This is a genomic window from Desulfallas sp. Bu1-1, from assembly GCF_015594625.1.
In the GTDB taxonomy this organism is placed as follows: Bacteria; Bacillota; Desulfotomaculia; order Desulfotomaculales; family Desulfallaceae; genus JADNRQ01.
In genome coordinates this window covers 1-19,811 of the sequence record NZ_JADNRQ010000025.1, presented here as the reverse complement: position 1 = coordinate 19,811, position 19,811 = coordinate 1, and the positions used below count along the sequence as shown (strand labels likewise).

Sequence of the window (19,811 nt, the reverse complement as noted above, 5' to 3'; positions counted from 1 at the left end):
GGGGCCTGCAGAATTCTTGCAAGCCCCCTATTTTAGTAGGGGGTAGTTGACTTCCCACTCACCGGCCCCGGCGGCCAGTGAGTGACCGCCGTTTATCCCCGGCGCGGGAAAATATAAAACCAGTAATAGCTGATTTAGCCCCTTAAAAATAACTCAAGAACTGCCGGTATGGGATAAATAAAGTTCTTCATAAATTTTATCTACCTCCTCGTCTTCGAGGTCGTCCCATATACTTTGTTCGTACTTAACCCCCAAACCGGCTTTCAGTTCCCTTTCGCCTTCGGCTACCCGGGCCATCTCATCAGGTGTAAGTTCCTCTTCTTCGCAGGTCATTTCTAAGTCTTTGAGTGCTAACATATCCTCGGATTCTGTTTTTACCTCATACCTCCGTAACGCACATTCCTTATTGCATTTTTTGGCCTCAGAGCAATTATCGAGACTGCCCTTTACGTATCGCCAATCACATACAAAAACAGCTGACAATACACATTACCCCCTGAACTGATGATTGGTTGACAACGGTACGCGTGTACCCTTTATAACCCCCCTTTCATTTTGGTGAACATTTAAGAACATTTTTTTAAAATAAAACAAAAAAGTCCCAACCAGCCCCTGACTTTTTAAGGGGTTCCAGGTGGGACTTTTGGTCTATGTTGATTAATTTGAGTATACCGCCAATACACTTAGATGTCAATATTAAACCGTAAGGTAAAGCACATTTTTTTACCGGAACATTTATTTTGCCCGAAAAACAAAAAGCCCCATTGCAGCCTTTTGATTTCAAAGGCACAATAGGACTTTGGGACAAATTAAAACACCCTCCAAAAGGGCGCAGTTAGACCACGATTATTAACCCTGAACCCGGCGTACTTGAAAGCGCTGGTAATTTTACGCTTTAGCCCGGCCAACTTAGAAGGGCCGGTAACGTTTCTCATGTCCAGCGTACTTGAAAGCGCTGGCAATACACCGTTAAAAAATTGAAAAACCTAAGAAAACAATTAATATCACCGGAGGTGTGTCACTGGAATTTCCCGGCTTTAGCTGTGGGAGAAAAGCGACGCACGCTCCTTTTCTCCTTGCGGAGCCCCGTAAGGGGCTGGTAACGCGGCTTGCGCCGTCTCTCCTCGCCAATGTTATCTTAGCTTGTTAGGCCCAGCACACTGCTCGTAAAACCCCTACTCGCTGTTTAATGCTGGGCGACAGGGCAAGGGGCTGGAGAAGCACCCCAGGGTGTCATGACTAAGATAACGTAGCCAGTTAAGGCTTAGGCTGGTCATAGTAGGGCTTTTACAAGCCCCGGGCTTTAGCCGTGGGGTCTATGACCGGGGAGACTTACGACCTTACCATAATTGTACAAAACAAATATTCCTCCTGTCAACAGGCAAATTGAACAACTTTTTCCTGACTTCCATCGGGCAGGCGAAAGGCGAGGTACAACGGTTTATCCATGAGATCCCTGTCCGTTGTTATCCTGTAATCCATGTCGAGGTTGAGCTTTGTTAATTCTTCAGCAACAACGATCAACCTGGGCACGTTTGGCAATTTGGAAGGCAGCATACTGACAGCGTCCCCTTTCCTGATTACCAGGACGGGGTAAGGTTTTCCGTAAAGATTTATCAGGCCCGTGAACGGTTCAGGCCCCAGGGTGGCCGAACAGGGCATAACGAGGCGCATTTTTATATAGAGTTGGGCGAATGCCATCTGCCGGAGGGCTGTTTCAAGGTCAAGGTACGGGTTTAGGGAATACACGTTCAACTTGTGCTTTCCGTTGAGTTTGTACCGCGCAATTATTCTCTGCCTGGCCAATTTTTTGAGTTTCCTGCGTCCCTCTTTGTTTGGCCAGAGGTTTTCAAGCTGGAAGCTGGCAGCCGTGCCGCATGATTTGAGGATGTTCAAAAGCATTATTTCCCGCGGCGTCGGGAAACGGGGTTCTATGATGTGGTCGTTGATCGTGCTGGCTTTGTAGTAATTAAGCAAAGAAAAAGGGGATAATTCGGGGAATAACTCCTGCATGTCATTGACGCAAAGAGCGCCGGTCACCTCCCAATAAGGTTTTATGAAAAAAAATAGGGGCCGTGCGCCCCTATTTTTTTCTTACCAGCCGGATCACTTTGCCGTTGATTTTACCGGCACCGTTTTCCATGCTAATCTTATCAATTTGCATGGCCACGGTGTCGCCCCGTTTAATCTCAAAGCGGTTGGTTTTCAGGTGTCGGCAAAGGGCGTTTACACCCGGTTCCAGTTCAACGAATATCCCGTACCGGGTGATACCAGTGACGGTGCCACGGTAAAAGCCATTTTTCTCATACCGCCTGGCGGCCTCCGGCCAGGGATTGGGGATGAGTTCCTTGATGGAGACGATGACCCGCTCGTTTTCCTGGTCAAGCTCGATGATTTTTACCTTGAATTTGTCCCCGGGTTGAATAATGTCGAAAATTTCATCAACCCAGCCGTGGGAGATTTCGTAGATGGGCAGGTAAGCCTCAATACCGTCAAATTCCACGATTACGGAATTGTCATAAACCCGGCTGGCTACGGCATCGACCGTCATGCCCACACTGATATTGGGCCATGCCTGGGCAGCCAGGCGTTCCAGCGCTGCCCTGCGGGAAGCAATAAAGCGCTCGTTTTCCACGTCGATACCTATGACGATGAAGGGTACTTCCTGACCGATATATTTCAGCAATCGCCCACGGTTGACAGCCTTGGTGTCGCTGATCTTGATACCGGACTCGGTTAAAGGGATAATTCCCTTTACTCTCTCCTCGGCCACCACAAGGCAAAGGATTTTTTCTTTTTCGCCGTCTTTTTTGTGCAGTACCTGCTCCTCTACGCCGGTGGCCGGCCACCTCAAGATACTCCTGTTCTGACGGGAACTGTAAACCTGGGGCCATACATCACGCACAAATTCCTTTTGGGTTGTTTCCATGAAAATTCCTCCTTTGGTAATTTTAGTTAATATCCCCCACTTGTAGAAGTGGGGGCTTCAGTGCACATGTTTTCATAGAGAAATTCGCGTCCTGTATCTTGCTATGCTACTCGAACAAGAAGCTGAATAGCCGTAACATCGCGGTCGAGAATTTTGATATTTTGAAAACCGGGAATTATTTTCAGGTCCATATCCAGCGTGGCAGACATGCCGCGGGCAATGACTATGCCTTTAACGGCCTGGTTGACCGCGCCTGCGCCTACTGCCTGGATAGTGACCTCGCCGCCGTTTTCTTTGAGGGTTAAAAAGATAGCACCAGCCAATTTTTTTGGATTGGTCTTACCTGAAACTTTAAGAATTTTTGGGGTCATAGTAAAAATCTCTCCTTTGGTTAATTGGTTTTGTGATCAGCATTGCAGTGCATTTTTCCCGAGAAAAAACCTCCAGACCGGGACATTCTTCCTTATAGTGCCAGACACAGCGGAGATATTGGTTGTATGCCTTGACTGATCGGATTTTTTTTAATACCCCCCTTTCCTTCTGATTTGCCCTGCGGGTTTAAAACAAAAAACCCGCGGCTAACGCGGGTCACAACCAAAAGGCATTACTATCACCTTTCCTGCACACAACATTTTCCTCGGTAATCTCTCCGTCCGAATCTTCCACCATAGAGAGGTCTTCTTTAGAGTCAGGATTATCTGTCACTTCCGGGGCTTTTGTTGTTTCCCCGGTAGTCCCGGCTTCTTCCGGAGTTTCCCCTATCTTCCCCCACTCAATTTCAATCTCAGGGAGCGGTTCAGTTTTCCAGGACGGTCGGTACTCGGAAATATCCTGTTCTTCCAGTTCGGAAGCAAGGGGATGTTCGGTATAAGCCAGCTTGTCGATCATTAATGGGTCTCTGCCTCTAATTATGAGGACGGCTTTTGACTCGTCCATTTTCAGGGCTTCACCCATGGTCATAAGGGGCCGGGCTTTTGGCCCCTTGGTCACGCGGGCCTTTATAAAACTGCCGGTAGTTCGACTAATTGATTTTTGTTCCACCGTGCCGGTGTCCAGGGATTCGGACAGGTACTTCGCTGTTTCGTTGTCGTTAGCTCCCAGGAACAGGCGACTGTCGCAGCAGGAGATGATTTCCTGCCATGCGTCCTGCGGGTAGCGGTTTTTGAGCTGGGGCAGTGACTGGGTGATGATGGTGCAGGATATGCCCCGGGAACGCATGGTGGCGATACGCTTTTTAAAGTCCGGTATGGCGCCGATGTTGCAGAACTCATCCAGCAGGAAATTGATATTGACCGGGCACCTGCCCCCGCTTTTGTCCCCCAGCCTGGTTAATTTGATGAACAGGAAGCTGTAGAACAGGGATGAGAGGAAGTCAAAGGTGGAGTCGGTATCCGACACCACGCAGTAGTAAGCGCATTTCTCCTTGCCCGGAGCTTCCAGGTTGATGTCGCTGGTTTCGGTAAGCTGCCTGACGTAATCGTTCTGGAATACCTGCAGGCGGGTGCCGAGGCCCTGGACAACGCCGCCCTTAACTGTGCCGGACGCCTGGGAGTAGATGTTGTAGGGAGCCTTGGCCGGGTGATTCTCGTCCAGCGACTTGAAGGTCAAGTCGAGGTGGTCAGTATCGCCGGAGGCGAGAAGGGTGTAAATGGAGTAGATGTTGCGCTTCTCCGGCGGGTACTCCATGATGACGTACAGCGTGAGAGCTTTTAACAGGTTCTGCTCCGCCCTGTCCCAGAAGGGGTCACCACCCATTTTCTTGATACCGGGGACGGCGGTGTTGGCGATGACGATTTCGGTAAACATCTGGGCCTCTATGTCGTTGGTCACCTCGGACAGGGGGTTCCACCGGTCGGAATGGAGCATGTCTATAAGGTTGAACACCCTGACGTTATATCCATGTTTTTGAAAGAACCGGATGGTCAACCGGGCAATTTCGGACTTGGGGTCGGTTATGACAACCGACTCGTGATTTACAACTGCCTGCATACAGTTGGGCAGAATAACGCTCCACGTTTTACCCGTGCCGGGCGCCCCAAACACTGTTATGTTGCGGTTGAGACGGCCCTTGTTATGGAGGCGTACCGGTGTCCCCTCATAAGCGCCGAGAAGAATACCGGGGCCGTGGCCAAGCTCAAGGGTTTTGGGGATTTCCTCCGGCTCCATCCACCGGGCGGTGCCGCAGGTGGGATCGTCAATAAAGCGGGCTTTTTTGGGGGAAACCTTCTCGGCCAGCTCGGGGACCCTGATGTAGATGAACAGAGCTGTGATGCCAAGAAGGAATCCGACGACGATGTTGAGGATGACCCAGGCCGGCATTACTCCCGCGCGGGGAACGGTAATGGCAGCCTTCAGGGGGTTGCCGTACAATTCCATGCCCAAGGGGATGTTTTTAAGCAGGACAGCAAATGAACCCAACAGCCAGGCGTCAAGGATATAAATGCCGGTAAGGATGAGGATTGATTTTACCTTCCGGCTTGTTAGGACGCGTTTTGTTTTATGAAGCATTGCTTGCATTTTGGTCGCTCTCCTTCGGGTCGGGAATTACGTGTTGTTTTACCCCGGGAAACTGGGCGGCGAATTGCGCGGCCTGGCTTTCCAGGCAGGCGATGATTATTTCCCTGCCCTCTCTTTTTTTGGTATAGCTGAGGTAATCCGCAAGGTGCTCTTTTTTGACCAGGTCGTTATAAATGAGTACCGAGACCAGGGTATTCCCCTTTTCGTAATCGGCGAATGGCCTGTTGCTGGGGATAAAGCCATGGAACTTATTTTGAATAATCTGGTTTAGGCTTTCCATACTGTTTAACAGGTTTAAACCGAAGGGAAACGGCAGAAGTAATAGTTCGTTGATTGACCTGCCGGAATAGGTGCCGAATTTCCTCATGCTTTCGGGTTTGGGGCAAAAAATAATGGCCTTGGAGATGCCGTGCTCGATGAGCCTGTCCAGTTCGCTTTTTATGCCCCTGACGGTGCTTTTCTTGGGATCACTGCTGAGCATGTAAACCGCATAGCCTTTGCCGTTGTTGCTGACATAGCAGTTTATAAAGGCGGAATTACTTATCCCTTTTTCTTTTTTGATTTCCCGGCTGGTCATGAAGTGCCAGTTTTTCAGGCCAAAGTAAATCCTGGCCACATTTTCTTTTTGTTTACGTTGCCATGGTTCGCGTATCCGGACCGGGGTGAGGTTATCCTCCTGACCGGAAATCTCACAAAATACTTTCGCACCCAATGGGGTGGCCTGTATATGTCGTCCTGTTCTGATAAGATAACCACGATCTATGAGTTTGCTGATTCTTTTGTAGTGGTAGTTATCGACACCGTAAATCTCCTGGGCCTGCTTTGACGATATTACGCCACATTTAATTACGGCCTCCAACAACTGAAGATCCCGTTCTGTTAACCTCTTTTCGGGTGGCAATTTTATCCCTCCCAACTGGAAAATTTTCAGGGTAAAAAATAAGACCGAAAAGGTCGTTGCTGGTTGATCAAGAAATACTTTTTGTACCTTGTTCCTGGTCAAGGGTATGAAAAATTGACCCTGGCAAAGCCTCCAGACTATGACCATACTTGGACATGAAAAAATCAAGGCCCATTTTGGATATATATAACCCTTGATTTTGCTGGTTTTTATGCTGTTTTTATACCGTCTAAAATAGGGGGTATTTTTCGTATCTAACGCGTTTGTATCCAAAAATCGAGTTTTTAGACGTTTATAGAAATTTTTCTTTCCTATGTTAATAGCGATTTGCTAATTTGGATACGAACGTTTGTACGTCCACGTCATAATCAAGTACAAAGATTTCCGTGCGGGGTCGTTCCTTATCCATCTTCCCTGCTACCATAAATGTCATATGCTGGTAACTATCATCCGGGATAATTTTCATGTATCGAATTGCATTTATTACTATTGAGAACGCGCGGTTATCCACGTCCCATGCCCCGGAGTAAGGTGAGTAAACCTCAATTATAATCAGGGCCGACTTAAAACGGATGTTTATATCCAGAAGCGCCCGCCTGATCTTGTTTATCCATCTCATTTTGGTTACTTTTGTTACTAACTTATCCCGGGGAAGACATTCGTCAACCGTAATTCTGAGAATACCGTTTTCAACCCAGGCCGTAGCACCGTCCACCGGTTCAATTAATCCCATGTCTTCCGCTTCTTCTTTTATTGCCTGTTCAATATCAAGCATTGCAGCTTCCAGCTTGTTGTAAGCCTTTCTCAGCAGGGACAAGTTGGTCATTGTCTGCATTGATAATTACCTCCCCATTAAAAAAACTAACTTTACTTCGCCTGGCTCCGGCCCGAACTATAATACCTTCCACACCTTCCAGCGGCCCCGAGCAAATAATCACTTCATCCCCTTTTTTGAATACAGGTCCTGGCTTACTTCCGTTATTGTTAATGCTTAACAGCCTGTTCATTTCTGCATCAAGGACCTTACCGATCACCCTACATCGTGAGTTGCAGCCAATTAAATAAAACTCCGGCCAGGTATCTGCCTGTACAAAAACATAACCGGGAATAATTGGAGCACCATCTTTTTCCGGAATTGCTATTTCGCCTATGTTTAAACCGCTGGCCCTCTGTTTTTCCAGGTATTTCTTGACTTTTTTTTCATGAGCTGTTGTAACTTGTACCGCATACCACTGCATTAAATATTCCCCCCTTTCAAACATCGAGCATCCTGCCAACCGCTCTGGCAAGGCGCGGGTCCACTTCGGGCAGTTGTGGCTTTTCAATGTTCTCCTGTTCGGTTGCTATTCCCGAAATAAACGCATTATTGATCTTGTTATTGATTTCAATAATGGCGTCTTTAATCTCGTTCAGTTCCTGATTTAAGATGTTGATTTTACTGTTAATCTCACCAATCTGGCAGTAGAGATTTAACGCCAGCCTTATTACCGCTTGCTTGTCCTGCTCCTGCCATATCCAGTGGTCATCCGGCAGGCGGAGGCTGATCACCCTGGTTTTCAAAACTATCACCTCCAGATGTATACACTCGGAAAGCCGTGCCCCGTAAGGCATTGAGCCCTTAAAAAACCTACGGGTGTAAACAAAAGTGTTTACACCCGTAAGGCCGCTATTTACAAGGCTTGCGGCCACATTTTTGGAGGTGGTTGTATACACTACCGCTATTGATCGCCCGGCGGGTGTATACAACCACCCTTGTTTGGGCTGATCTAAGCCTTGATTTTCAAGGGTTACGCGGTGTTTACACCCGGTGTATACACTTGCCCTTCATTTTTACCCTCAAACCCTTGCAGTTCCTGGCTTTCCGGGTGTATACACCCTCCGGCCAGTCTATAGAACCCCATCGCGTTGGCCCACTGGGGGTCTGAAACTACTTCAGCTTGTGGGAGCATGGTTTTTATTTCATCTTGGAACTCCAGTGCGCCGCCTCCACACAGAAGCACACCGCGCAGCAGGTCCGCCTTTTCCGACCAAGCCGCCAGTATGGACTGCGCCAGCGCTTTACCCACTTCACGGCGGGCGTAGTCTATCATTACCCCTGTATTTACAGGGCGGCCCTGGACGGTTATCTCTCGTTCACCATTAACCCATAGCTCAAATGCGTTGACGGGGGACAGAGGAATGCCGGTCGCCTCCGTAATTTTGTTCCGGAACAGTTTGACCGCCGTGGATACAGCGGTGTCCAGGGACAGGGTGTATGACTTCAGTAGCACAACATCCTCCGGCAGGCACTCGACCAGAATACAGTCGGTGGTGCAGAATCCAATGTCAATTACACCCAGCAATCCTTTACCGGGAAGGTTCTTTTGGGCATACAGCGCACCCACCGCCTGCGGAAGGACTTTTACCGACGTAAAGCTGATATATTTCTCCGGCTCTCCGTCCACGGAAACATGGGCGCTAACCGACCGGAGAAAATTTTCGGTTTCCTGTTTGCGCAGGCGGTAATAATCCAGCGGCAACCCGACCGCAAGGTGAACTTGTTTTTCGGCTCCAGTAAGATACGCGGCAGTCAGGGCATAGAGTATGGTTTCATCCTGTTTAAATTTGTCCCGTGACAGGGATACCCGGGCGGCACGCCCTTCCTTACGGGCCAATTCCCCCACAAAAACCGCCTGCTTGTGTATTTCACCGGGTTTCCGGTATTCAAGGACATGGCCGTAGGATTTCCCGTAGTTTAAACCGCTTTCCTGAGCAGGGGCCAGTACGGAAGGAAAAATGGCGCGGTTTTTTTCGGAAATAGCTTTTGTATATCCGTAGCCAAGATCAATTGAGATAAACAAAATATCATCTCCCTTCGCAGTTTTGGTTTCTCAAAGAAAAAGCGCAGTCGTTTGTTGACCGCGCTGTAATGTATATACAGCCAAATGTTTTTTCTACGCAATGTAGATAACAGAGTTTACCACGCCTCTTGGCGCTACGGCCGGCCTCTTTTAAAACGGGGCCGCACACGGAGAGCAGCTCCATTTTGGGTTCGGTCACCACCAGATTGGCAAAGCACCCGCTATGCGCTATGCGAAGAAGGTTGGGAATGAATAGGGCTGGTTGACTTACCCGCCCCAGGAGCGCCGTCCATGAGGATGTGCTCACTCCCTTCGCGCGCATGATGACCTCTCTCTTAATGCCCCCTTTCTCCCTGTCCAGCAGAAGCCCTTCTGATGACCTGTGAGCCCTATACGGGATGGTTCGGCAAATTGGGCCGAGCCGTGCAGTGTTGCGCGGTATCATTTTTTGCGATGTTCACAGCTTAAACGTGTTTGTTCTGATATTTTAATCACAGAAAAAACCGCAGAAAACTGACGGCTTATGTGGTGGGAGGAATGCAGCTTTTCTGCTTTCTCTCCTTTCCAAGCAATTTTTTTGTTTTTCATAGCGGTTGTTATGTCGACACAAGAAAACCCGGTTTTACAAAACGAACACCCAACTTAAAGTCACCTGATACTACGGCCAGTGAAAGGGGGCGCTGCGCATTGGCCGGGAAGCGGACCGGGTAGGTTGCAGTTACGGGAAATACGACTGGACTGCGGAATTTAGCATAAATGTAAAGAGGTTTCTTAATAATAAGGGTAATAAGGAAGGTGACGAAAATGGATATAGATTGGAAACGAAATCTAGGTAATACTGATAGAGTAATTAGAACAGCTATAGGGATATTGCTACTTATCCTGGTCTTTGCTAAAGTTATTACCGGTTTATGGGCCACCGTTGCTATAATATTTGCCTTGTTCCAATTTATCGAGGCGTTTTTTGCTTACTGAATTGTTTATGATCTTCTGGGTTGGTCAACCCGTAAAAAAGAAGTGGAAGAAGTTTAGCGGAACATAATTAACATAATTCGTAGTTTTATGGCCTACGTCAATAAGAGTAACCAGGCCCGAATCGGGCAAATCATCTACGGTCAAAAGGGCACCTGCTCCCTGGGGGTATATAATTACTTCTCCAAAGCTGATCCGTACAGGATTTTTGCCGTCCAGCGTGACCACTGCGTGTAAATTTTCAAGATGATGTTTTAATTTTTCTTTCTGTGATCGGTAATAGGCCACCGGTAATCCGGCCACTAATGCTGTGTCCACCCCCGCACCAAGTAACGTGGCTGCAGTTAACATCAACACGTCGTGGTTGGGATGTTTGTGTTTCTCCCGCTCCAGCGTGAAGCTTGCCGCGTGGCCCTCGTGAAGCGCCAGGTCGCCAACGAAGTGGCGGGACGTTTTGCCGTCCACAGTGCGTATTTCAACCGTATGGCCTGTGCCGTTTTGTGAAATGTCGGCGAGGGATAAGCTTCTGTGCGGGGCAACACGGAAGGTATTTTGATACGTTTTTCCAGGGAAACGGCTTTTACATGGCTGTAGCCCACGTCAATTGCTATTTTCATGATATCACTCTCCTTATAAATTAAGACATAAAAAAAGCGCGGTATTTACGCTAACAGGATAGCATAAAACCGCACTTTTTTATTGTTATGGATAGGTGGACATAAGTACTCACTTTAGCGTCATGATATAAAATAGGACCATTATTACATTTCTTAACAGCCATGTCTGGTGCTATAATTACATGTTTAAATAGCATAAATTAGAAAAGCCAAGCTACAAAAACAACTAAAGGAATAGTCCGGCTCGCCCACCGTTATAATAACCCATCCACGAAGGTGTATCGGCGTTAATCCTGTTTATCCCAACGACAGCAAGTTTTTTATCTACTATTTAGTGCCGCTTACTTTATACTTGGTTTAATTGAAAACTTAGATTACCGTTAATGGTAGCTTAAAACCTTCGATTGCAATGGAAATATAGGACTTTTTACTTATTTGTCAGATTATGTTTTTATGATAAAGTAAAGTAAAATTAACCCATTTTAGTTAAAATTTTGGTCGAATATTGTTGAATATTGTGAATTAAAGAAAGAGTGATTTTATGTTTTTAAATCTATTTAAAAGAGCATTAATTTTTTGTGTTTCCTTGTTACTACTATTAAATTACAACGCAAAAATTGCATCATCTGACGAATGGGGTGAACCTATAACTTATGGGAGTACAAACAGAGAGAAAATATTAACAACAGAATTCAGTGATAATAAATATCAAAAAATATTGGTTAAGTTTAATACAGTTAACGAATATGACAGGTATACATATATAGGCTGGGATGGAGCGCATAATTACCACCACTCTGCAAATTATGGAGGAATAACTTTTGTAACTAATTTTGGATATGATTATAGTTATTATTTCTATACAAAAATTTTTGTCAATGGTTCTCAGGTTTTCTATGAAATCTACGGTAGGAGTTACGGTATTTTCGCAGACCCCGTTCCATTTGATCAGTATTGGGTCATAGATGCAAATGAGCAGTCACTTAAAATATCTAAACTTGACGGTGAAACTGTATATGAAGGACCACCACACACAATTACAGGAAAAATAACTTCACAAGGTCACCCAGGCACCGTATCGGTAGCTCAAGACAATAATTCTGATCCGGACCTACTTGCTTCTCTTGGGAAAGCCTTCTATTGTTTCTTTGGAAATGATCCAGTTAACCTCTCCACGGGGAACTTTATATTAGAATCAAATGATATTAAAATTCCTTCACAAATTCCCATGGAATTAACACGGTTTTATAACTCCATTGATGATTACTCAGGTCCCCTTGGTAAAGGATGGACACATAATTACAATACTCACCTTGTGTTCAACGACGATGATTCGATAAGTGTATTTTATCCAGACGGGCACGTTATCAAATTTGATTATGATGGTTCACAATATATAAGACCCGGTGGTTGCTTTGAAATATTATCTCAAGATGTAGATAGAAATTATATCCTAGAGTTCAAAGATCAAACAAAATATATATATGATACCACTGGTAAATTGATTCAGATTAAAGATAAAAACAATAATATTCTTTTATTGACCTACACTGGAGATCTTCTGACTTCAGTAACAGATCAAGCCAACAGAAGCCTTAATTTTAGTTATGATGCTGAAAAACGTTTGACGCAGATAACTGATCCTGCCGGGAGAACTGTCACATATGAATTTGATGATAACAATAATCTTTCGAGTGTAAAAGATATTAATAACGGCATCACTGAGTATTTATATGATTCAAACGGCCTTACAGATATCATTGATCCCAGAGGCAATAATACGCTAAATAATCAATATGATGATAACAGCAGAGTTATTAGACAGACTGATGGCAAAGGGAATATTACCCAGTATAGCTACGACTCTGAGAATAAAACAACAACCATGGTAGACCCTAAAGGAAACACCGTAGTCATTAACTATGATGATAAGTATCGAATAGTTGGTATTACCTACCCGGATGGAACTGGTGAATCGTTTTCATATGACAATAATAACTGCCGTATTTCAATTACCGATAAAAATAACAATACTACTAGATTCACATACGATGATATGTGCAATTTATTGAGCAGGACAGATCCGGACCCTCTCAACTACACCACAACGTTTGTGTACGACAGTCTGAATAACCCCGTTCGGGTTACGGACGCTGCCGGGAACGTCACGGATTACACTTATGATGAAAAAGGCAATCTGCTTTCCGTAAGCAAGGAAGTATACGGCGGGACAGCAACAACCACGTTTGCATATAATGGGCATGGACAGGTTATAAGTGTTACAGATCCAAACAACAACACTATTTCGGTGGCTTACGACGTTTACGGTAACAGGACTGCCGTTATTGATCCGCTTGGCAATACCACCACCTATACTTACGATATAATTGGACGTAAACTGACGGAGACCGGTCCCAGGGGCAACGAACCGGGCGCTGATCCGGAATTATATCGCTACAGCTATACCTATGACCAGGCGGGCAACGTTCTTACGGTAACTGACCCGTTAGGCAATGTGACAACCAACACCTACGATGCCAACAACAACCTTGTCAGCACCACCGACCCCATGGGTAACACGACCACATTCACTTACGACGAGAACAATAAGCTGGTCACAAAGACGGACCCGCTCGGCAACACTACCACATATCAGTACGACGCCAGTGGCAACCTGAGCTCCATAACCGACGCTAACGGCCATACCACCAGTTATAATTACGACTTCCTGGAAAGGCTTATATCAACCACCTACCCGGACGGCAGCACCGAAAATCTCACTCTGGATGGAAACGGTAATATAATTGCGATAACCGATGGCAGGGGTAACACAACGAGTTACGAATACGACGTACTGAACCGTCTGGTCAAGATAACTGACCCGGCAGGCGGTACGGTAACTATGCAATATGACCCTGTGGGCAATAAGATAAGCTTTACTGACCAGCGCGGAAACACCACGACATATACCTATGACCAGGCTTCCAGGCTGCTTTCCGCCACTGACCCGTTAAATCACACTACCAACTACACATACGATCTGGCAGGCAACTTACTGGCAGAAACAAACCCCAAAGAAGCCAGCCGGACCTATACCTATGACGCTGCCAACCGCCTGGCCAAAACCACCGACCCGCTGGGCCATGAAAGCAGCGTAGAGTACGACAGCGCCGGCAACGTCATCACCCGCATCAACGCCAACGGGGCCGTTACAACATTTTCATATGACGCCCTCAACAGGCTGCTATCAATCACCGACGCCCGGGGTAACACCACGGAATATACTTACGATGGAAACAGCAACCTGACTGGAATCACCGATGCCAATGGAAACATTACATCTTACACTTACGACCGGTTAGATCGTTTACAATCAATAACAAATCCCCTGGGGCAGACCACTGAATTCGCATACGACCCGGTAGGCAACCGAGTTGCCAGGACCAAGCCCGACGGGAACACCATTAACTACACCTATGACGTAAACAACCAGTTAGTAAGGATTACTTATCCCGATTCAAGCCAGGTCAGCTTCAGTTACGACGCCAACGGCAACCGGACAAAAATGATCGATACCCGGGGAACCACCACCTACAGCTATGACAGCCTTGACCGGCTCACCTCGGTAACAAGGGACGTTTACTCTATCGGATATAACTACGACTTGGCTAGCAACATCACGGGCATCGCCTACCCTGATGGATTAAATGTAAACTATACGTATAACAAGCTTAACCAGCTACAATCAGTATCGGACGCCGTATATACCGCGACTTTCACCTACGATGAACTGGGCAATATAACTGGAGAAGAACTACCCAACGGAGTTACGGTAAGCTATCAATACGACGATAACGGACGGCTGGTTTCACTGCGGCACGTCAAGGGTGACACGGTTCTGGCCGGCTTTGAATACACCCTGGACAACGTGGGTAACAGGCTGAGTGTCACCGATGAAAATGGGCGTACAACCAGGTACACATATGACGACCTCAATCAATTAACTGAAGTTCAATATCCGGATAACAGTTCAGTTACCTACACCTACGACCCGGTGGGCAACCGTCTCAGTGCCGTCGGAGTGAGCTACACTTACGACAGCGCCAACAGGCTGATTCAGGCGGACGGCGTCCCTTACGGCTACGACGCCAACGGGAACCTTGTATCCGTGGGAGAATCGGTATATTACGATTACGACTACGAAAACCGGCTGGTACGCTTTGCAGACGGCACAAACACATACCAATACACCTACGATGGTGACGGCAATCGCCTGACCCAGACAGTCAGCGGAGCGGTATATGGGAGTTACAGTTATATTTACGACATCAATGCAAGACTTCCGCTCCTGTTGGTAAAAAAAGACAGTGAAGGAAACGCCAACAACTACCTTTACGCTGCAGGGCTATACGGGCGTATTGGTCCCGAGGGAAGGCTTTACTACCATTCCGACTGCCTGGGCAGCGTATCGGTGGTAAGCGATGTCTACGGTGAGGCGCTCAACCGCTACACCTATGACCCGTTTGGCAACCCGCTTACAGTTACCGAGACTGTGGCCAACATGTTCCGGTTCACCGGCGAGCCATACGACCCCAGCGGGTTGATATTCCTACGGACCAGGTACTACGACCCGTCCATGGGCAGGTTTCTCACTCCGGACACGCTGATGGGGGAGATGGACGACCCGCTGTCGCAGAACTTATATGTGTACTGCGGCAACAACCCAATAGTTTATATAGATCCGTCGGGGCATATCAAAATCTGCCAATGGAATGATATAGGGAAAGGTTTGTGGGCCTCCGGCGGTGAAGCCGTAAGAGAACTGTTATCAACACCAGGCGCATTATGGGAACTGTCAAAAGCAATTTATCATAAGGAATTATCATTGAATGATTTAATACTCGCTTTGCGAAGTACTGGTGCCGATATAGCCGGGACAGTTGACTATATATTGAAACACTCGGATAGTGTGTGGTTCGGGAACCCATCCGACAAAGAAGTGTACGAGTACGGCAGAAACCTGGGGCACGTATTACAAATAGCCGCCGGTAGTGGTGCCGCATTAAAAGTTATTTCTAAAACGGTCCCAATAACGACGAAAGCACTAGGAAACAGTTTGGGTAAAACTAAGGGCGCGGGTAAAGCTACCTGGGGGATGTGGAGTGACTTAGAAAAAGTAACTTATAGAGGTCGGGAATATACAAGCATAAATGGACGATTATTTACAAGAGAAGCAGTAGATAGAATGACCCCAACAGGATACGGAACGGCTGCAGGAGGTTATCCAGCAAGAGGTATTCCTCCAAGTGTTGTGGAAGATGTAATAACTAATGGCGCAAGTCGACAAGTTGCTGTAAATAATGAAGTCAGAACTATCTTTGAACTGAATGATATTAGGGTTGTTACTGCTGAGAAAGGAAGAATAGTAATAACAACATATCCTTATTAAAAATTAAAAGTGTTTCGGAGGGAATGTTCATGAACGAGCATAGTCAAAGGCTAATAGAAAGAATCTTAGAAGCATTTGAGTTGTATGAGAAGAAAAAAATAACAGCTAAAGAGCTTGTATTGAATGTTGAAGGAAATTGTAATGCACTAGAAGAAAAAGCTCTAGTAAGCATGTGTAAAAAAATTTTATCTAAGATTGATGACGCTATTCACCTTTACAATGAAAATGAAGGAAGGAATTTCCTCTTAAAGGAATTCAAATTGTTCAAGGAAGCTATCTTAAATCACAATAGATGAGCTAAAATCATTCTATCAGCTGTTTGCGAGACTCTTAATATACCACAAAACTGCGTGAATGAGCGGTTGTAAGGCTAACCCCTTCAGCCGCATCATATTCAGAAAACTTAATATGGCAAAACTGCAGAATAACAATTTTTCAGCAAGCTAAAAATTAGGGCCAACGGAAACCAACCCGTTGGCCTTTTCCATGCCCGGAAAAGAGTATCTTACGCAGGTACGTCCACCTATTGATGAAATGAAACGGACAAGTAAATGATGTTGACTATCATGAATAACCATAGCAAACAATGATTCGTGTGTTTGGCAAGATAAAAATGTAGCAAACGCAAATCCAAGGTTTCTTCTTCGCCCCGGAGAACAATGTTCACCATCAATTTTGAACGTAAGCTTTTTCCTAATCTTTTATTTACTTCATTGGTTAAAATAAAATCCGGTGGTATATGCAGTTTCATTTCCAGGGGATTACCGTCTTCTTTGGCAGAATATATTGCATAAACCTGTTGTTCAGCCGGACTATAAATGAAAATAATTCCCTTATAATACAATTTTAATCTATAACCGGCCGCATCCTGCCGGTCTTCTATTATTTGACATGCTCGATTACTTAAAACGTGCGCTAAAAAAAGCCTGGCTGCGTGTGGAAGGCTTATGTAATACCCGTTGCAAGTACATCTCTGCAGCACGGGGACTTATATACACAAACTTGGGAAGCGTATAAATCTTTTTCATATTGATCGCCTTCAAGGAATTATTCTGAAGTAGCGATTCCTGGCAATTTACTGAGAGAAAACTCCTAAATTATCTCCGGCCAGGATTAAGGGTTGCATCTTTTACAAGGAACATACCCGGCACTGACAGCCTCATCCCGTGTTTTGAAATAAACCCTGTTATATTCCGCAGGCAGTGTTGAACACGATGGAAGGTGAAACTTCTTGCTGTTCTTGTTGCCTATGTACCCGCCTGCGCTTCCCGCTAGCGCTACAGGCGCTACCGGTGCAACTGTGCTGCCGGTGTCCGGCGCCCTCGGCTTGATAGTGCTGCCCAGCTTTTCTACGGTGATGTTCTTCCCGTTGGATGTAAAAACCACGGTGCCGTCCCGGTCGGTCCGGTAGACATGGACTCCGGCATTCGTCAGTTTAGCAAGCGTCTCTTTATGCGGGTGGCCGTAGTCGTTCCCCGTGCCAACAGAAATCACCGCATATTTCGGGGCCACCGCTTTCAGGAAAGCCCGGGTAGTGGAACTGCTGCTGCCGTGGTGCCCCACTTTAAGCACGTTAGCTTTCAGGTCTACCCCGGAGGCCAGCATTTCTTCTTCCGACTGGGCTTCGGCATCACCGGTTAGAAGGAACGCCGTACTACCGTACTGTATCCTTGTTACGGCGGACCAGTTGTTCAGGTCCTCGTAATTGGAACTGCACGGGGCGACAAAGTTAACTTTCAGGCTGCCCTGGTCCAGTATTGTAACACCGGCTTTTGCGGTGAAAATTTTCAAACCCTTATCTTTTACGGCCAGCAGGACATCCTCGAATGTTTTAGTGGTTGTGGTCGCTCGGGGCATGTATACCTGGCCAATATTAAATGCCCGGATTACGTTGTCCAGGCCGCCAATGTGGTCTTCGTGGGGGTGCGTTCCCACCAGGTAGTCAATTTTCTTAACCCCCTGCTTTTGCAGGTATTCTACCACTGCCGGGCCATCGTCGTTGTTGCCGGCATCCACCAGCATATTCCTGCCGTCCGGAAATTGCACCAAAATTGAATCTGCCTGGCCCACGTCCAGAAAGTGGACTTTAACCCTGCTCTCTAAAGGCTGAGAATTTAACTGCCTGCTTTCCTGGTTAACGGGTTGTGATACTGATGGAATGGCTGAGGCTTTTGATTCTGTGTTTGTAGCGGGTTGATCCGATGTGCTTGTATTTGAACTGCTGCAACCTGTAAGGACGGTTAGCAGGAAAGCCAGAATCAGGATGAAAATATTTCGCTTCATACCGCCACCCCCCTAATCGTTAAAAATCTCATCTGCCAGTTGCTTGTTGGCTTTAGCTCTGACATCGGTGGCTTCCCTGTCCAGGGTTATTTGTATATTGATTACGTCCCCTTCCCGGGCGTTAGGGGGAATCAGGAATTTGGGAATGTTAAAGATCTTCTGGCCAAATTCGATGACGGCCCAATCTTCTTCAAAACGGTCTATGATTAACATCTCAATGTCCCCTTTAAACAATTTTTTCCTGGGTACTTTTTCTTTTCCAGGGAGCCGAAATCCTGCCATTTGGAATTGGTTTTATACCCTGCTTTTTGCACGAAAATACTCGACAACCAGCTTGTCCACTTTCTGGCTGGCCGCCAGGAGCTTTTCTTTGTCTCCAGGGTTGATGGATAATAATTCCCTTCTGGCTTTTTCCAGTCGTAGAATTACCCTGCCAAGTTCCATCAAAATATCCCTCCTTATACCAAATTGCACCAAGCTCAATTAAACCACTTTTAATAAAGTACATCAAGGAAAAATATTGTCACATTCTGTCTATATTGTCAATAATAAGGGTAAATAATGATGTCCAATATAATTTCTGATATAATTTATCTAAAATATTTTTTATCGAGGAGGCACCTATTCTAATTATGAAAAAACTGATATTGTTAATTGGCGCTTTAATATTTGCGGCCACCATGCTACCCGGTAGCCTGCTGGCCGCCCCGGTTGAAAAGGTTGTTTTCCAGCCGGGTAGCAACAAGTACATAATCAATGGTCCTGAATTTACAATGGATGCAGTACCATTCATTTTCGGGGGCAGAACTTATGTCCCGCTGAGGTTCCTGGCCAGCGCGCTGGGAGCGGAAGAAGGGCTTACTGAATGGGATAAATCGACGGGCATGGTGCGTTTTGCTTTCCGAAGCGATAGTTTTATGGATATCATTTTGCAAACTGGCCAACACAATTTAACAATTAACTATTTGGATGCTGGATCAAATGAGATTTTAAGTAGTGAGACAATAGCCATGGATGCAGTACCGGTTTTGCGGAACGGGCGGGTTTACCTCCCAGCTCGCTGGGTAGCCGAAGCCCATGGTTTCATAACTGAATGGGACAGCGTTAACCAAAAAGTATTGATTTATGCACCTACTGACATTAAGGAGTCCCCAACTGGCGGTGTGAGTGTTGACACACGGCAAGTTAAGATTGCCACAAACTGGCTTAATTTAGATATGCAGATTCCTGTGATCTCGGGCATGACCAATAAGGCATTGCAGGAGAAAATAAATAAAGAAATAATGGATAAGGCCATGCATAC

Annotated in this window: 18 protein-coding genes and 1 pseudogene; 5 read left to right on the top strand and 14 right to left on the bottom strand. The window is 46.2% G+C overall.

Annotated features, from left to right (window positions below; all coding sequences use genetic code 11):
• Nucleotides 1-153 precede the first annotated feature (153 nt).
• The 10 genes from IT084_RS15675 to IT084_RS15630 all read right to left on the bottom strand — a co-directional run bounded on the left by IT084_RS15675 (nucleotide 154) and on the right by IT084_RS15630 (nucleotide 9,187).
• Entirely contained in the window at nucleotides 154-357 is a 204-nt protein-coding gene (locus IT084_RS15675) for a hypothetical protein (protein WP_195713832.1), read from the bottom strand.
• A gap of 1,017 nt (nucleotides 358-1,374) precedes the next feature.
• A complete protein-coding gene (locus IT084_RS15670; RefSeq protein WP_195713831.1) occupies nucleotides 1,375-2,040 on the bottom strand; it encodes a hypothetical protein in 666 nt (221 codons plus the stop codon).
• A gap of 43 nt (nucleotides 2,041-2,083) precedes the next feature.
• Nucleotides 2,084-2,929: a S1 RNA-binding domain-containing protein gene (locus IT084_RS15665; protein ID WP_195713830.1), complete on the bottom strand. Its 846-nt coding sequence runs from the start codon at nucleotides 2,927-2,929 to the stop codon at nucleotides 2,084-2,086.
• 101 nt (nucleotides 2,930-3,030) lie between these two features.
• Nucleotides 3,031-3,300 carry a stage V sporulation protein S gene (locus IT084_RS15660; protein ID WP_195713829.1) on the bottom strand — a complete coding sequence of 90 codons (270 nt, stop codon included), beginning with the start codon at nucleotides 3,298-3,300 and terminating at the stop codon, nucleotides 3,031-3,033.
• 217 nt (nucleotides 3,301-3,517) lie between these two features.
• Entirely contained in the window at nucleotides 3,518-5,446 is a 1,929-nt protein-coding gene (locus IT084_RS15655) for a VirD4-like conjugal transfer protein, CD1115 family (protein ID WP_243277022.1), read from the bottom strand.
• Nucleotides 5,427-6,347, bottom strand: coding sequence for a hypothetical protein (locus IT084_RS15650; protein ID WP_195713828.1), 921 nt, complete (start codon nucleotides 6,345-6,347; stop codon nucleotides 5,427-5,429). The genes IT084_RS15655 and IT084_RS15650 overlap by 20 nt, the downstream gene beginning before the upstream one ends.
• A gap of 316 nt (nucleotides 6,348-6,663) precedes the next feature.
• The gene (locus IT084_RS15645) at nucleotides 6,664-7,182 is read right to left on the bottom strand and encodes a hypothetical protein (protein ID WP_195713827.1); all 519 of its coding nucleotides are present in this window, start codon (nucleotides 7,180-7,182) and stop codon (nucleotides 6,664-6,666) included.
• Nucleotides 7,115-7,609 (bottom strand): transcription termination/antitermination protein NusG, encoded by a 495-nt coding sequence (locus tag IT084_RS15640; protein WP_195713826.1) that lies wholly within the window; start codon nucleotides 7,607-7,609, stop codon nucleotides 7,115-7,117. Before IT084_RS15640 ends, IT084_RS15645 begins: the two co-directional genes overlap by 68 nt.
• Nucleotides 7,602-7,907 carry a hypothetical protein gene (locus tag IT084_RS15635; protein ID WP_195713825.1) on the bottom strand — a complete coding sequence of 102 codons (306 nt, stop codon included), beginning with the start codon at nucleotides 7,905-7,907 and terminating at the stop codon, nucleotides 7,602-7,604. Before IT084_RS15635 ends, IT084_RS15640 begins: the two co-directional genes overlap by 8 nt.
• Nucleotides 7,908-8,134: 227 nt before the next feature.
• Entirely contained in the window at nucleotides 8,135-9,187 is a 1,053-nt protein-coding gene (locus tag IT084_RS15630; RefSeq protein WP_195713824.1) for a ParM/StbA family protein, read from the bottom strand.
• Nucleotides 9,188-9,991: 804 nt separating this feature from the next.
• On the opposite strand from IT084_RS15630, the gene IT084_RS19095 reads away from it, so the two are divergent.
• Nucleotides 9,992-10,162 (top strand): DUF2892 domain-containing protein, encoded by a 171-nt coding sequence (locus IT084_RS19095; RefSeq protein WP_195713823.1) that lies wholly within the window; start codon nucleotides 9,992-9,994, stop codon nucleotides 10,160-10,162.
• Between the two features lie 24 nt (nucleotides 10,163-10,186).
• Here the strand turns inward: IT084_RS19095 and IT084_RS15620 are convergent, their stop codons facing one another.
• Nucleotides 10,187-10,666 carry a ParM/StbA family protein gene (locus IT084_RS15620; RefSeq protein WP_313885502.1) on the bottom strand — a complete coding sequence of 160 codons (480 nt, stop codon included), beginning with the start codon at nucleotides 10,664-10,666 and terminating at the stop codon, nucleotides 10,187-10,189.
• Between the two features lie 651 nt (nucleotides 10,667-11,317).
• On the opposite strand from IT084_RS15620, the pseudogene IT084_RS19090 reads away from it, so the two are divergent.
• The 3 genes and pseudogenes from IT084_RS19090 to IT084_RS15610 all read left to right on the top strand — a co-directional run.
• Nucleotides 11,318-12,811 (top strand): annotated as a pseudogene (locus IT084_RS19090) (DUF6531 domain-containing protein); the annotation flags it as partial.
• Between the two features lie 33 nt (nucleotides 12,812-12,844).
• A complete protein-coding gene (locus IT084_RS15615; RefSeq protein ID WP_243277021.1) occupies nucleotides 12,845-16,225 on the top strand; it encodes an RHS repeat-associated core domain-containing protein in 3,381 nt (1,126 codons plus the stop codon).
• A gap of 29 nt (nucleotides 16,226-16,254) precedes the next feature.
• On the top strand, nucleotides 16,255-16,521 hold the full coding sequence (locus IT084_RS15610) for a hypothetical protein (RefSeq protein ID WP_195713821.1): 267 nt from the start codon (nucleotides 16,255-16,257) through the stop codon (nucleotides 16,519-16,521).
• 817 nt (nucleotides 16,522-17,338) lie between these two features.
• Here IT084_RS15610 and IT084_RS15605 read toward each other — a convergent pair.
• The 3 genes from IT084_RS15605 to IT084_RS15595 form a co-directional block, all read right to left on the bottom strand.
• Nucleotides 17,339-18,508 (bottom strand): MBL fold metallo-hydrolase, encoded by a 1,170-nt coding sequence (locus IT084_RS15605; RefSeq protein WP_195713820.1) that lies wholly within the window; start codon nucleotides 18,506-18,508, stop codon nucleotides 17,339-17,341.
• A gap of 12 nt (nucleotides 18,509-18,520) precedes the next feature.
• On the bottom strand, nucleotides 18,521-18,721 hold the full coding sequence (locus IT084_RS15600) for a DUF3006 domain-containing protein (protein ID WP_195713819.1): 201 nt from the start codon (nucleotides 18,719-18,721) through the stop codon (nucleotides 18,521-18,523).
• A gap of 81 nt (nucleotides 18,722-18,802) precedes the next feature.
• Nucleotides 18,803-18,952, bottom strand: coding sequence for an aspartyl-phosphate phosphatase Spo0E family protein (locus tag IT084_RS15595; protein ID WP_243277020.1), 150 nt, complete (start codon nucleotides 18,950-18,952; stop codon nucleotides 18,803-18,805).
• Between the two features lie 188 nt (nucleotides 18,953-19,140).
• Here IT084_RS15595 and IT084_RS15590 point away from each other — a divergent pair.
• The coding region (locus IT084_RS15590; RefSeq protein WP_243277019.1) for a stalk domain-containing protein at nucleotides 19,141-19,811 on the top strand (671 nt) is incomplete at its 3' end.

Coding starts and splice junctions, on each gene's coding strand:
- IT084_RS15600 (WP_195713819.1), bottom strand. CDS start 18,721: ATGTTAATCATAGACCGTTTTGAAGAAGATTGGGCCGTCATCGAATTT.
- IT084_RS15660 (WP_195713829.1), bottom strand. CDS start 3,300: ATGACCCCAAAAATTCTTAAAGTTTCAGGTAAGACCAATCCAAAAAAA.
- IT084_RS15595 (WP_243277020.1), bottom strand. CDS start 18,952: ATGGAACTTGGCAGGGTAATTCTACGACTGGAAAAAGCCAGAAGGGAA.
- IT084_RS15610 (WP_195713821.1), top strand. CDS start 16,255: ATGAACGAGCATAGTCAAAGGCTAATAGAAAGAATCTTAGAAGCATTT.
- IT084_RS15665 (WP_195713830.1), bottom strand. CDS start 2,929: ATGGAAACAACCCAAAAGGAATTTGTGCGTGATGTATGGCCCCAGGTT.
- IT084_RS15645 (WP_195713827.1), bottom strand. CDS start 7,182: ATGCAGACAATGACCAACTTGTCCCTGCTGAGAAAGGCTTACAACAAG.
- IT084_RS15675 (WP_195713832.1), bottom strand. CDS start 357: ATGTTAGCACTCAAAGACTTAGAAATGACCTGCGAAGAAGAGGAACTT.
- IT084_RS15640 (WP_195713826.1), bottom strand. CDS start 7,609: ATGTTTGAAAGGGGGGAATATTTAATGCAGTGGTATGCGGTACAAGTT.
- IT084_RS15655 (WP_243277022.1), bottom strand. CDS start 5,446: ATGCAAGCAATGCTTCATAAAACAAAACGCGTCCTAACAAGCCGGAAG.
- IT084_RS15605 (WP_195713820.1), bottom strand. CDS start 18,508: ATGAAGCGAAATATTTTCATCCTGATTCTGGCTTTCCTGCTAACCGTC.
- IT084_RS19095 (WP_195713823.1), top strand. CDS start 9,992: ATGGATATAGATTGGAAACGAAATCTAGGTAATACTGATAGAGTAATT.